General features: G+C 64.3%; 7 protein-coding genes. 3 read left to right on the plus strand and 4 right to left on the minus strand.

Annotated features, from left to right (window positions below):
- Positions 1 to 293 precede the first annotated feature (293 nt).
- Entirely contained in the window at positions 294 to 2,423 is a 2,130-nt protein-coding gene (locus AC1KVG_RS19615) for a methyl-accepting chemotaxis protein (protein ID WP_481095523.1), read from the plus strand.
- Between the two features lie 703 nt (positions 2,424 to 3,126).
- On the opposite strand, the gene AC1KVG_RS19620 is transcribed toward AC1KVG_RS19615, so the two are convergent.
- Complete coding sequence (locus AC1KVG_RS19620) at positions 3,127 to 5,895, minus strand: PAS domain S-box protein (RefSeq protein ID WP_481095491.1); 2,769 nt, start codon at positions 5,893 to 5,895, stop codon at positions 3,127 to 3,129.
- Between the two features lie 58 nt (positions 5,896 to 5,953).
- Here AC1KVG_RS19620 and AC1KVG_RS19625 point away from each other — a divergent pair, with 58 nt between their 5' ends.
- On the plus strand, positions 5,954 to 8,833 hold the full coding sequence (locus tag AC1KVG_RS19625; RefSeq protein WP_481095492.1) for a M16 family metallopeptidase: 2,880 nt from the start codon (positions 5,954 to 5,956) through the stop codon (positions 8,831 to 8,833).
- Positions 8,834 to 8,995: 162 nt separating this feature from the next.
- Here the strand turns inward: AC1KVG_RS19625 and AC1KVG_RS19630 are convergent, their stop codons facing one another.
- Positions 8,996 to 9,211, minus strand: a complete 216-nt coding sequence (locus AC1KVG_RS19630; RefSeq protein ID WP_481095493.1) for a hypothetical protein — start codon at positions 9,209 to 9,211, stop codon at positions 8,996 to 8,998.
- Positions 9,212 to 9,316: 105 nt separating this feature from the next.
- Between AC1KVG_RS19630 and AC1KVG_RS19635 the strand changes: the two genes are divergently transcribed.
- Entirely contained in the window at positions 9,317 to 10,246 is a 930-nt protein-coding gene (locus AC1KVG_RS19635; protein ID WP_481095494.1) for a GAF domain-containing protein, read from the plus strand.
- A 955-nt stretch (positions 10,247 to 11,201) separates the two neighbouring features.
- Here the strand turns inward: AC1KVG_RS19635 and AC1KVG_RS19640 are convergent.
- Both AC1KVG_RS19640 and AC1KVG_RS19645 read right to left on the minus strand, forming a co-directional pair.
- Positions 11,202 to 12,221, minus strand: a complete 1,020-nt coding sequence (locus AC1KVG_RS19640; RefSeq protein WP_481095495.1) for a hypothetical protein — start codon at positions 12,219 to 12,221, stop codon at positions 11,202 to 11,204.
- Between the two features lie 150 nt (positions 12,222 to 12,371).
- Positions 12,372 to 13,124, minus strand: a complete 753-nt coding sequence (locus tag AC1KVG_RS19645) for a DNA-formamidopyrimidine glycosylase family protein (protein ID WP_481095496.1) — start codon at positions 13,122 to 13,124, stop codon at positions 12,372 to 12,374.
- Positions 13,125 to 13,190 lie beyond the last annotated feature (66 nt).

Raw genomic sequence — 13,190 nt, forward strand, 5'->3', positions numbered from 1 at the left:
CAGTTTGCAATGTAAGCATGCGGCGTCATGCATCGATCGATGGATCGATGCCCGCCACCTGCATGACCTTGTAGGAGCGCCCTCGGGCGCGATGAGGCGTTATCGATAACGCTTCATCGCGCCCGAGGGCGCTCCTACGTTGTATCGGCAGCTATCGCCTTGGTGCATGACCTGCCCCGCCCAAGCAGACGCTGCCGCAATCAGCATTCAACCCGGATGTGAATCAGCCGATATCCATGCCAGAGCGCCCTGCGCGCGTTTTGGATGTCGTTGCCATGCCTGTTGTGTCGCTATTGCGTCGTCACGTTGCCAATCTCCCACTCACCCGCAAGTTCATCCTGCTCTGCGCGCTACTGACCGTGGGTGTGATCCTGCTCGCGGTGGCTGCGGCGCGCCTGCAATATCTGGATCTGGTGGAGGCGCGCAAGCTCAGCGTCAAGACCGAGGTCGAGATGGGTCTCACCGTGATGCAGCACTATGCCGACAAGGTCAAAGCTGGCGAGTTGACGGTCGAACAGGCCAAGGCAGCGGCAAGTACAACGCTTGCCGACATGCGCACCAACGATGGCGTGGATTATTTCTTCATCGTCGATCCGCAGATGCGCATCCTGATGCATCCCAAGCGCGCCGTCGGCACCGACATGAGCGATTACAAGAGCGATGCCGGGCAGTACGTGTATCGCGACATCAAGACCGCGATCGAGCGTGGCGACGGTTTCAGCTATTACAACGCACCCAAGCCGGGCAAAAAAGAACAGCTGCCCAAGATCAGCTATGCCAAGACCTTTCCGGCCTGGAACTGGGTCTTGGTGATGGGTGTGTACGCCGAAGACATCCAGGTGCAGGCCTGGGGCTTCACGCGCACCTTGACGTTGATCGGCGGCGCGTTGGTGGCGATGGTGATCGGCCTGTGCTGGTTGATCGCCTCGGCCATGGCTGCGCCGCTGCGTGCCGCATCGCGCACCGCAGAGGCGATCGCCTCCGGCCGCTTCGATAACGACATCCGGGTTGAATCGCGCGATGAAACCGGCCAGCTGATGCACAGCATGCAGCAGATGCAGAATCAGCTGCAGCGCTTCAACGGCGAGATGCAGACCATGATCCGTCTGCAGCAGGGCGAGAACATCGCGCACCGCATTCCGGAAGATTTCCCCGGCGATTACGGCACGCTGGCGCATGGCGTGAACACGGTGGTGTTCGAGCATCTGGATGCCATCAACGAAGCGATGGACGTGATGAGCGACTACGGCCGTGGCGATCTGCGCCGCGACATGCGCCGCCTTCCCGGCCAGCGCGCGGCATTGCATGAAGCCCTGGACACGGTGAAGGGCAATCTGTCGGCGATCAACAGCGACATCGCGCGCCTGGCCGATGCCGCAGCGCGTGGCGATTTTTCCGCACGTGGCGAGCAATCACGCTACCAGTTCGCGTTTGCGGAAATGGTACAGGCGTTGAACCGGCTGATGCAGCAGGCCGATGCAGGCCTGGACGATGTGGGCCGCATCATGGCCGCGATTGCCGACGGCGATCTGTCGCAGCGGGTGGAATCGCATTACGAAGGCGCGTTCGGCCGGCTGGCCGATGCCGCCAACCGCACCGCGATCCAGCTGACCAGCATCGTGCAGGGCATCCAACACTCGGCCGAGATGATCAACACGGCGGCCGGCGAAATCGCCAGCGGCAATGCCGACCTGTCCACGCGCACCGAGCATCAGGCGGCGAATCTGGAAGAAACCGCTGCATCGATGGAAGAACTGACCTCCACCGTGCGCCAGAATGCCGACAACGCGCGCCAGGCCAACCAGTTGGTCAAGGGCACCGGCGATGTTGCCGAAAGCGGCGGCCGCGTGGTGCAGGAAGTGGTCAGCACCATGCAGGCGATCACGCAATCGTCGGCGCGTATTTCCGACATCATCGGCGTCATCGACGGCATCGCGTTCCAGACCAATATCCTGGCCTTGAACGCGGCAGTGGAAGCCGCACGCGCCGGCGAACAAGGCCGCGGATTTGCGGTGGTGGCCACCGAAGTGCGCGCCCTGGCGCAGCGCTCGGCCGGTGCCGCCAAGGAGATCAAACAGCTGATTTCCGACTCGGTGGAAAAAGTCGCACAAGGCTCGAACCTGGTGCAACAAGCCGGCAGCACCATGACCGAGGTGGTCAGCTCGGTGAAGCGCGTGACCGACATCATGGCCGAGATCACCGCCGCCAGCACCGAGCAAAGTGCGGGCATCGAGCAGGTCAGCACCACGGTGATGCAGTTGGACGAGATGACCCAGCAAAACGCCGCGCTGGTGGAAGAAGCCACGGCGGCCGCACGCAGCATGGAAGATCAGGCCGCGGATCTGACGCGCGCGGTGGCGGTGTTCCGGTTGGTGCCGGAGCAAGCTGCAACGCAACGGCGTTCGGTCGTGCAGGCGGCTTGATGGATGGATGCATAGCCCCTCGCCCTGCGGGGCGAAAAGGCATGGCATGCGCGCCACTAATGCGCATGCCTGGGTCGGCGATGACACCGCACCAGAGAGTTACTTGGTTGCTTTGTTGAAAGCCATGCGCACCGACCAAATCGACTGGTCCTTGCAGCCAAGCGACGGATCAACGATCAAAGCTAGGTGAGTCGAGGGCGCGGTGCCCTCACCGCACCAGAACGTTTGCTGGTTGCTTGAAAACATGCGCACCGACCATCGCGACTGGTCCTTGCCCGCCCACCGTCGCGGGACCTTACGCGGCATGGATGCCGCGTAAGAGCCTACATGGACGTACTTGCGGCGTGTCCCGCGATGGTGGGCGGGCAAGGGCCCTGCAGCCAGGCCACAGATCGCCCGCCCTGCAATCGACGCATCCATACCCTTTATCACCTTTCAAGACGACCGAGGTGGTGAGCTTCATCGCGGGGAGTGAAGATTGATCGATGCGAATGCATCGCTACTCACAAAATCCAGAAGTGCAATGCGCACTTCTGATTGATCCAATTTTATGGGTAAGCCGTACCCTCATCCGCCCTTCGGGCACCTTCTCCCGGTGGGAGAAGGGAGTGCTCCTGATTGACGCGGTTTTATGGGTAAACCGTACCCTCAGCCGCCCTTTGGGCACCTTCTCCGGTGGGAGAAGGGCGCGGCGCGCGCTTGACTACCGCGCGGCATCGCGCCCGGCAGTAGGTGTGTCGTTGCCGCAGCGGGCGCGTTTTGCGGCGTACATCGCTTCGTCTGCCGCGTGCATCAGGCTGGCCGCGTCGGCGTTTTGGCCGTGTTGCCAGGCGACGCCGATGCTGGAGTGGATCGGCAGGTGTTGCTCACCGAACACCGCGCCCGCTGCGGCAGCGGTGCGAATCCGTTCTGCCACTGCCGCGCATTCGGTCTGCGGGTCTTGCAGGTCGTCCAGCAACACCACGAATTCGTCCCCGGCCAGGCGCGCCACCAGATAACGGCTGCCGGCCGCTTGCTGCAGGCAGCGGCCGAAGGCCACCAGTACCGCGTCGCCGGCGCGGTGACCGTGCACGTCGTTGATACGTTTGAAGCCGTCCAGGTCCAGGAACATCACGGCGACCGCGCGCTGTTGTTGCTGCGCCTGGGTCACCGCGATCTGCAGCGCTTCGGACCAGGCGTGGCGATTCGGCAGGCCGGTCAAGGCATCGCGGGTGGCGCGTTCGTGCATCAACCGATGCAATGACTTGTGCGCGGTGACGTCATGCGCCATCAGGAAGAACCCTTGCGCCTGCGTCGATGCGCTCTGCGTCGCGGGCACCAAGGTGATTTCCACATCGCGCGGTGTCGCGCCGCCACGTAACACGTGTTCGAAGCTGGCGCGTTGCCCGGCGATCACCTGCGCCAGCGCAGCGCGCGCCGGGGTACTGAGGTCGTCGCCCAGCACCTGGGTGAGATGGCGGCCGACCAGGCTGGACGGCTCCACGCCGAGCCAGTGGCGATGCGCTTCATTGGCGAACAGGCAACGCTGCTCGGCATCGAACTGGCTCACCAGCGTCGGTGTGGCATCGCTGATCGCGCGCAGCCGCGCCTCGCTTTCGGCCAGGCGTTCGGCGGCGACATGGCGTTCGGTGACGTCCTGGATCTGCGAGACGAAATGCACCGGTGCACCGCTGCTGTCGCGCACCAGCGACACCGACAACTGCGCCCAGATCACCGCGCCCTGCTGGCTGATGTAGCGCTTGGCCATGCTGTAACTGTCGCGTTTGCCGTCGATCAATTCCTGCACAAAGCACAGATCCATCTCCAGGTCGTCGGGATGGGTAATGGTCTGGAAGGTGGTGCGCAGCAACTGCTCGCGCGGATACCCCAGGATGCTGCACAGCGATGGATTGACGTCGCGCCAGGCGCCGTCCAGCGAGACGATCGCCATGCCCTGCGGAGCGGTTTCGAACGCGCCTCTGAAGTGCTCGGCCGCCAGCTGCGCGGCCGCCTGCGCCTGCAGCTCGGCGGTGACGTCGATGGCCATCGCCAGGTAGCCGGCCAGTCCTTGCTGGGCGTCGTGGATGACGTTGAAGCAAAGACGCACCCGCCGCAGCCCGCCGTCCTTGCGCACCAGGGTCCAGATTTCTTCTTCGAGCACATCGCCTGCGGCAGCGGCGGCCAGCTTGATGTACGACGGCGGCGACAACGCAAGCGTGGCCATGTGCCGTTCGAGCTCGGCCGGCAGATGGAACTGCGCAGGGCAGCGGCCCAGCACCTCGTCGGCTGCGTAACCCAGCAGGCGCTCGGCGCCGGGATTGAACAATTCGATGCGCCCGTTCGGGTCGAAGGCGATGATCGCCACGTCCTGCGAAGCGTCCACCAGCGACTGCAAGCGCGCGCGCTCGCCCGCCAGCGCAGCCGAGGCATCGCGCAACTGGGTGATGTCATGCATCACGCACACCGCACCCAACGCGGCGCCCTGATCGCTGACCACCGGGTCGGCATTGCACAGCACGCTGCGCGCGCTCTGGCCGGTGGCACGGATCACCATCTCGGCATTGCGCACGTGCTCGCCGCGCCAGGCACGCACCAGGGGAATGGCTTCGGTAGGCAGCAAGGTACTGCCGTCGGCAGCGTAGAGATCGAAATGCTGCGCCCATTGCACCGGCGGCAACAGGCGCGGATCGGTGCCATGCCATTGCCGCGCGGCATGATTGAACTCGCGCAACAGGCCCTCGCTATCGCAGGAAACCACGCCATCAGGCATGGCTTCCAGCAAACGGCTCAGGGTCTGCCGCTGCGCCTGCGCAGCCAAACGGTCGCGGCGCGCCTCGAGTTGATTGGCGGCCTGGCGTGCCAGCCGGATCAGCGCCTGTTTCTGGTTTTCGTCGAGGACCCGCGATTTGGTGCTGAGCGTGCATAAGGTGCCGTACGCATAGCCTTCGCGGCCGATCAGCGGCACGCCCACATAGGAGCGAATGCCCGGCGCGGCGGTGACCAGCGGATTCAGTGCGAAGCGTGGATCGGCCTCGGCATCGGGCACCTCCAGCAGCTCGGTGCCCATCACCGCGTAAGAACAGAACGACACGCTGCGCGGGGTGCCTTCCAGATCGGTGCCGCAGCGCGCCTTGAACCATTGACGGTCGGCATCCAGCAGCGACACCAGCGCCATCGGCGCACCGCTGACGTGCGCGGCCAACCAGGCGATGTCGTCGAATTCGGCCTCGGGCTCGGTGTCCAGCACCCCCAACCGACGCACGGCCTCCACGCGCAAGGCGTCGTTGGCGGGCATCGGCACGGGCGGCAACAGGACGGTCATGGCGTGATCGGCGGGTAGCGTCTGGTCAAGGTAGGTCGCCCCAAGTAACGGCGAGGCGAGGATCAACTTGAGTCGAGCGCGGCCGGGTCCGCTTACACCGCATTTCAGATCTGCCGCCTGTCTTGCACCGCAACGGGCACGGCAGCAGCGGCCGACACTGCCAAACAGCATTTGCGGCGCCGCCAACCAGCCACTACCCTCGGCCGATTGTCCTGTTCTGGAGTGTCACATGCTGCGTCCGCTGTCCCTGTTGATCGCCGGTGTGCTCGGCGTTGCTGCCGGCACCGTTGCTCCCGTCGTCGAAGCCGCCCCGGCCAGCCTGTCCAAGCCCGCGGCCAGCAGCGCCATTCCCGAGATCGGCTACACCCGCTTCACCCTGCCCAACGGCCTGACCGTGGTGGTACACGAAGACCACAAGGCGCCGGTGGTGGCGGTAAGCATCTGGTACCACATCGGTTCCGGCGACGAGCCGGCCGGCAAGACCGGCTTTGCGCACTTGTTCGAGCATCTGATGTTCTCCGGCTCGGAGAACAACAAGGGCAGCTATTTCGCCCCGTTCGAGAAGGTCGGCGCCACCGACATGAACGGCACCACCTGGTTCGACCGCACCAACTATTTTGAAACCGTGCCGACCACCGCGCTGGATACCGCGCTGTGGATGGAATCGGACCGCATGGGTCACCTGCTCGGGGCGATCGGCCAGGAAGAACTCGATACCCAGCGTGGCGTGGTGCAGAACGAAAAACGCCAGGGCGAGAACCGCCCATACGGCCGCGTGGACCAGAACATCCTGTCCAACCTGTTCCCGGCCAACCATCCGTATCAGCACGACGCCATCGGCTCGATGGAAGACCTGGACGCAGCCTCGCTGGCCGACGTCAAACAGTGGTTCAACGACAACTACGGCGCCGCCAACACCACCCTGGTGCTGGCCGGCGACATCACCGTGGCGCAGGCGCGCGCCAAGGCGCTGCAGTATTTCGGCGATATCCCGTCCGGCAAGCCGGTGGCGCGCCAGCAACCGTGGGTGACCCCGCTGGCCGCGCAGAAGCGTGGTGTGCAGCATGACCATGTCTCGCAACCGCGCATCTATCGCACCTGGGTCGCGCCGCAACTGGGCAGCGATGCGGCGATCCAGCTGGACCTGGCCACCACCGTGCTCGGCGGTGGCAAGACCTCGCGGCTGTATCAGCGTCTGGTCTATCAGGACAACCTGGTCGACGACGTGTCGGCGTCGATCCAGGCCTTCGCCTTGTCCAGCCAGGTACAGATCCAGGCCGATGTGAAGGACGGTGTGAATCCGGCCAAGGTCGAGGCGATCATCGACGAGGAACTCAAGAAATTCATCGCCCAGGGCCCCACCGCCGACGAACTGCAGCGCGCACAGGTGGCCTACCGCGCCGGCTTCGTGCGCGGGCTGGAAAAGGTCGGCGGGTTCACCGGCAAGGCGGTGATCCTGGCCGAGGGCCAGGTCTATCGCGGCGACCCGGGCGCCTACAAGCAGGATCTGCAGCGCGGCCAGGCCGCCAGCGTGGACAGCGTCAAGCAGGCCGCTGCCAGCTGGTTCGGCAAGGGCGACTATCTGCTCACCGTGTTGCCGGCCGGCAAGGACTTCGACCCCGCCGCCGAAGACAAGGCGGTGGTCGCACGTGGCAACGAACCCGGCAAACCGGCACCCAAGCTGCCGGCCGCCGGCAAGTACAAGATCACCGCCTCCACGCTGGACCGCAGCAAGGGCGTGCCGGAGACCAGCCAGTTCCCCGATCTGAGCTTCCCGCAGTTGCAGCGCGGCAAGTTGAAGAACGGCATCGAGGTGATCCTGGCCGAGCGCCACACCATCCCGGTGACCCAGGTCGAGCTGCTGTTCGATGCCGGTTATGCGGCCGACCAGGGCAAGAAGCTCGGCACCGCCAGCTTCAGCGCCGCGCTGATGAACGAGAGCACCGCCGCGCTGGATTCGGTGGAAGTGGCCCAACGCCGCCAGCGCCTGGGCGCGATCACCGCGGTCGGCTGCGACCTGGACAGCTGCAGCGCCTCGCTGGATGCGCTCAATGATCAATTGCAGCCCTCGCTGCAATTGTTCTCCGACATCGTGCGCAACCCGGCCTTTAAGCCCGCCGACATCGAGCGCATCCGCAGCCAGTGGCTGGCCGGCATCGCACAGGAAAAGACCCAGCCCAACAGCCTGGCGCTGCGGGCACTGCCGCCGTTGTTGTTCGGCCAGAATCACCCCTACGGCATCCCGCTCACCGGCAGCGGCACCGAGGCGGCGATCAAGAGCCTCAACGCCCAGGACCTGCAGGCCTTCCACAGCCAGTGGCTGCGCCCGGACAACCTGCGCATCCTGGTGGCCGGCGATACCACGCTGGCGCAGATCATTCCGCAGCTCGATGCCGCCTTCGGCGACTGGAAGGCCCCTGACACGCCGTTGCCGAAGAAGAACCTGGCCAACGTCGCTGCGCAGCCCAAGCCGCGCGTGTATCTGATCAATCGCCCGGATGCGCCGCAGTCGGTGATCCTGGCCGGCCTGCTTGCACCGTCCACCAAGGCGCCGGACAACCTGGCCATCGGCGTGGCCAATGGCGCCTTCGGCGGCACCTTCACCTCGCGCTTGAACATGAACCTGCGCGAGAACAAGCGCTGGGCCTACGGCGCCGGCACCCGCATGCTGGATGCGCAGGGCCAGCGGCCGTACCTGTTCTCCGCGCCGGTGCAGACCGACAAGACCGCCGAATCGGCCAACGAGATTCTCAAGGAAGCCACCGCGATCATCGGCGACAAGCCGCTGACCACCGAGGAGATCGAGAAGATCAAGAACCAGCGCATCCGCGCCCTGCCCGGCAGCTTCGAAACCACCGGCGCGGTACTGGGTGCGATCGAAGGCATCGTGCAGTTCGACCGTCCGGATGATTACGTGCAGACGCTCAAGCCGCGCCTGGAAGCGATCGACCAGCCGGCCGCGCAGAAAGCCATCAAGGAAATCATCGCGCCCAAGGCGATGACCTGGGTGATCGTGGGCGATCTGAAGAAGATCGAAGCTCCGGTGCGTGCGCTCAAGCTGGGCGAGGTGCAGGTGCTCGACGTGGACGGCAAGCCGGTCAAGCGCTGAGGGCGATTGACCCACCGGCTGCGCTGCTGCCAAGCGGCGCGGTCGGGTTGTGCGGCGTTGGCGGGTTGTATGGCGGTGGGATGTCTCCAGACGCACGGACAGGACGCCTGCACGTGACTGCGTGCAGGCCGATCAGGAACTGCAAGGACGCAGCCCGCAGCTTCAGGTGACATCCGCGCCGCCATGCAAGCGTTGGCGTTCGGCGGCGACAGGCAAACTTGCCGCATCCATGCCCGCTGGTGGCTCGTCATGCGCGTAGTGGTTGCGCCGATCATCCACATCGGAGCGGTCGCCCAGGTGCAGATTGTTGAACAGATGCACCAGCCCATCGCGCAGCCGCGGGCCGCGCGCAGCAACCGCGTTGCTGCGTCTTCCCATGCTCGGTGTCAGGTCACGCCGACGCACCTGGCCAATATCCACGCCGCGTTATCGGCAACGCCGGTATCGTGGCACCTTCTCGCTCGCGCTTGTCTGGCTTATTCAATGAAAGAAATGCCCATGGCTGACGAAGCCTCTCGCCAACAGGTTCTGGATGGCTACCGCATCGTCGACAGCCTGCCCGAGGACACCTATCAAGACGTCGTGCAGGTGGCGGCTTCGTTGTGCGGCACGCCGATCGCACTGATGTCGCTGGTCGATCGCGACCGCCAGTGGTTCAAGGCCCAACTGGGGCTGGGCATGCAGCAGACCGATCGCAGCCAGGCAGTGTGCGACCACGCCATCCGCAGCCCCGAGCACCTGATGGAAGTGCACGACCTGACCAAGGACACGCGCTTTGCCGATGTGTCGGTGGTCACCGGCGAAACCGGTGCGCGGTTCTACGCCGGCATGCCGCTGGTGACCTCCGACGGCGTGGCATTGGGCACGGTCTGCGTGCTCGACACCGAGCCGCGCACGCTCACCGAGATTCAACGCACCGGCCTGCAGGCCTTGGCGCGCGTCACCATGCGCCTGCTGGACGAGCGCAAGCGCGAATTGCAGCTCGAGCGCGAGGCGATTTTGCAGCCGGTGGCGCCGGTTGCCATCCAGGCCAACGCCGAGACCGGCTATTACCTGGTCATTCTGGAAGTGCAGGAGCTGGCAGCGCTGGTCGAAAAACAGAGCGAACGGCTGCTGGGCCGCGCCTTGCAACAACTCGATCAGACCCTGGCCGCGCATGTACAAGCCAGCGGGGACAGCGTAGACCGGGTCACCGAAAGCGCGGAGTTCATCGCTGTGCTGCGCGGCCCCGATGCCGAACAGAAGCTGCAGGGCCTGCGTGACATCGCCCAGCAACAACATGCGCTCGGGCTTACCGTGCTGATCGGCGAAGCGCAGGCAACCCGTGGCGATGAACCGATCGGCCAGGTATTCCTGCGTGCGGAAGTGGCGCTGAGTATCGAAAAAGACCGCTATCGGCAGAGTCTGGCGTAGGGCTGACTCAGATAAGAGTATTGCTCAGTAAGAGTATGGCGTAGACAGACTCATAGCCTGCTGTAGCGCTGGGGCTGGCCGTGTGTAGGGATAGTGCTCGGATCGGCCTTATGTAGCGCTGGGATTGGCGCTATGTAGAGCTCGGATTGGGCTGTTGTGAGACGGGCGTCGCCGTGATTCGACTCCTGACGGCCATACGCGGCTGGGCGGCTGGGCTGGGCTGGGCTGGGCAGTTGGGCGCATGCAGGCATAAGGGCAAGAGCGGCTGGTCCCCTTCTCCCATCGGGAGAAGGTGGCGCGCAGCGCCGGATGAGGGTGCGGTTGCCAAGCGATCGTGCGGCGCCTGGTGTGCAAGCTTCTACAAAACCCTGGCTGGCTCCAACCAAAACACATCCCTCACTCGTCGATTTAGAGCGGCTGGAAAGTGATTGAACAGTGTGGATGCGTCGGTTTCTAGAGCGGATGATCTGCGGCTTGGCTGCGCAAGGCCCTTGCCCGCCCACCCTCGCGGGACACGCCGCAAGTACGTCCGTGTAGGCTCTTACGCGGCATCCATGCCGCGTAAGGTCCCGCGAGGGTGGGCGGGCAAGGACCAGTCGAGAGTGTCGGTATGCCTGGTGCAAGCAATGCATGATGTGCGTTAGTCGGATAACGTTGCGTCCGAAAATCTTCTCATCGCAAGCTAAGCAACAGGCAGGTTTATATCCGGCAACCAACCAACTTCCTGGTGCGGTGTCCTCACCGATTGCGGGACCGTGTGGCGGCATGGATGCCGCCACCGAGCCTCCAAGGACGGATTCACGGCGTGTCTGGCAAGCGGTGCGGGCACCGCACACTCGACCTCCTCATCCTCACGCATCAACGGTGCGCGTGTGGCCGACACACTGCCGCCATCGATACAGCATCAAAGAGATTCTGTTAGACGCTCTTGGTCAGCTGCACACTAACCAACCCGTCACCCAGTCGCGCACTGCTTCAACTGGCGATCGGCATACCACAGCGCGCGGCGGGCTAGATCATAGGCGCTGTCGGCCTGGCGCGGCAGCATTTGCGCGGCCATTACCGGGTCGGCACCGTTGTTCAAGGCGTGCTCGGCGCGCTCAAGATCGCCCAGATGCGTGCGCACCGGCGACAACAGTGTTTTGCGTTTTGACGCGTCGCAACGCGCACTGCGTTGCTCCAGCGCCGCCAGCGCCTCGCGGATGCGGCGGCTGGCTTCGCCCTTGAGATCGGGCGGTGTCTCGTGCGCGATCGGTGCGGCCTTGTAGGCATCGCCGGTCGCTTCGCTGCCCATCTCGGCCTGATTGCCGGCCAACGCGGGGTTGAAGCGTACATCCGGCGGCGGTCGCGCCTTGGCCACCTGCGTCTGCGGCCCGTTGAGCATGTCGTTGAATTTTTTCATGCCGCGATTCATTTCCTGCATCGCCACATCGCCCAGCGTGCCGTCGCTTTTCCAGTCCTTGGCAAAGCGGGTGTCCTGGTATTGCACCGGGTTGACCCGTTCCATCACATTGCGCGCCTTGGCCTGCGCGCGCTCATCGCTCATGCCCGGCGGCACTGCGGCACCGTTTTGCGCCATCGGATCTATTTGCGCGGTTTGCGGCATGCGCAAACGGCCTTCGCGGGTATAGAGCTGGGCCGCCATCGATTCGTTGGCAGGCGCGTTGGCGGCGGCCACCTGGCGCTGCGGTGGTGGGGTCCGTGTGGGCGGCGGCGCGCTGCGGGCGGCCGATGTCGATGCGGCGGCAGGCGCAGCGCGCGGTGTGCGCTCGCGTGGTTGCGGCGGCTCCATCGGTGCCGGCAGCGTCAATTGCGGGCGCGGCACGAAATACACCTGCAAACTGTCGTCGTGTCTCAGGGTTTCGCGCGGCGGCGGCATATACAGCAACAGACAGGCAAGAAAGAACAGCATGGCGCCAGTGCATGCGACTGCGGCGACATGCGGGACAAGCGTTTCCTTCCTGCGGGTAGTCACAATGCGGGAGACCGATGAGATGAGAGATGCGCACGCCACACCGTGAACCCGGTGCAGGACGCTCAAATCTAGCGGGCGCGGCGCCTGCGCGCGTTTGAAATTCGTTGTCTGGCCAGAAAGAGCCAGCCGCCATTCACGTTGAACGCATCGTCACACATCCTCGCCCGGGTAAAGCCGTTGGCAGACTTCGCAGAAAAACGCACGCCGCCCGGCCTTGCCCAGGTGCTTGCGATACTGCAGCGGCGCGCCATCGCGCGGGCAGCTGGTCTTGGTATGCACTTGGTAATTCTTTTTCAGCACGAAGGCCTTTTTCCAGGTGTAGAAATCGAAACTGTAGTCGCGCACCTGGGTGACCAGCTCGCCAAGTTTGCGCGCTGGCAACGCGCCCACTGCGCTCTCCGGATGCACCCGGATGCGGTGCAGCACCTCGTTCTTGATGATGTTGCCGACGCCGGCAAAGATGCTCTGATCCAGCAATGCATCGGCGGCAAGCATGGATGGCGCGGCACGCAACTTGCGCCGCGCCTGTGCGCCATCCCAACGTGGATTCATGACATCCGCCGTCCAGTCGTACACCTCGTCCAAGGGGCGATCGATAAACTGCACCGAGCAGGCGTAGAAGTTCAGCCGCTGGCCCTTGGAAAATTCCAGACGTAAACGCGGCACCGCATTGGGCTTGTCTTCGTCGATGCGATAACTGCCGAACAACAGAAAATGGATGCGCACGCTGAACTGCGCGCACTCGATCAAGAAGTGCTTGCCCCAGCTGCGTAACGCCAGCACTTTTTGTTGATCCAGGCGCGCGATGTCCTGCTTGCTGTTGCCGGAGACACGCAGGATCTTGCGACCGACAAAGGCCTCGGTTTGTTCGCGCAGGATGACAAGGGACGGGCCTTCTGGCATACGCCCAGTATCGAAGTCGCGGGTGAGTCGGCCGTGATCACACTGCACACGCAATGCTGACGCGCG

Source organism: Xanthomonas sp. NCPPB 3959, assembly GCF_056675575.1.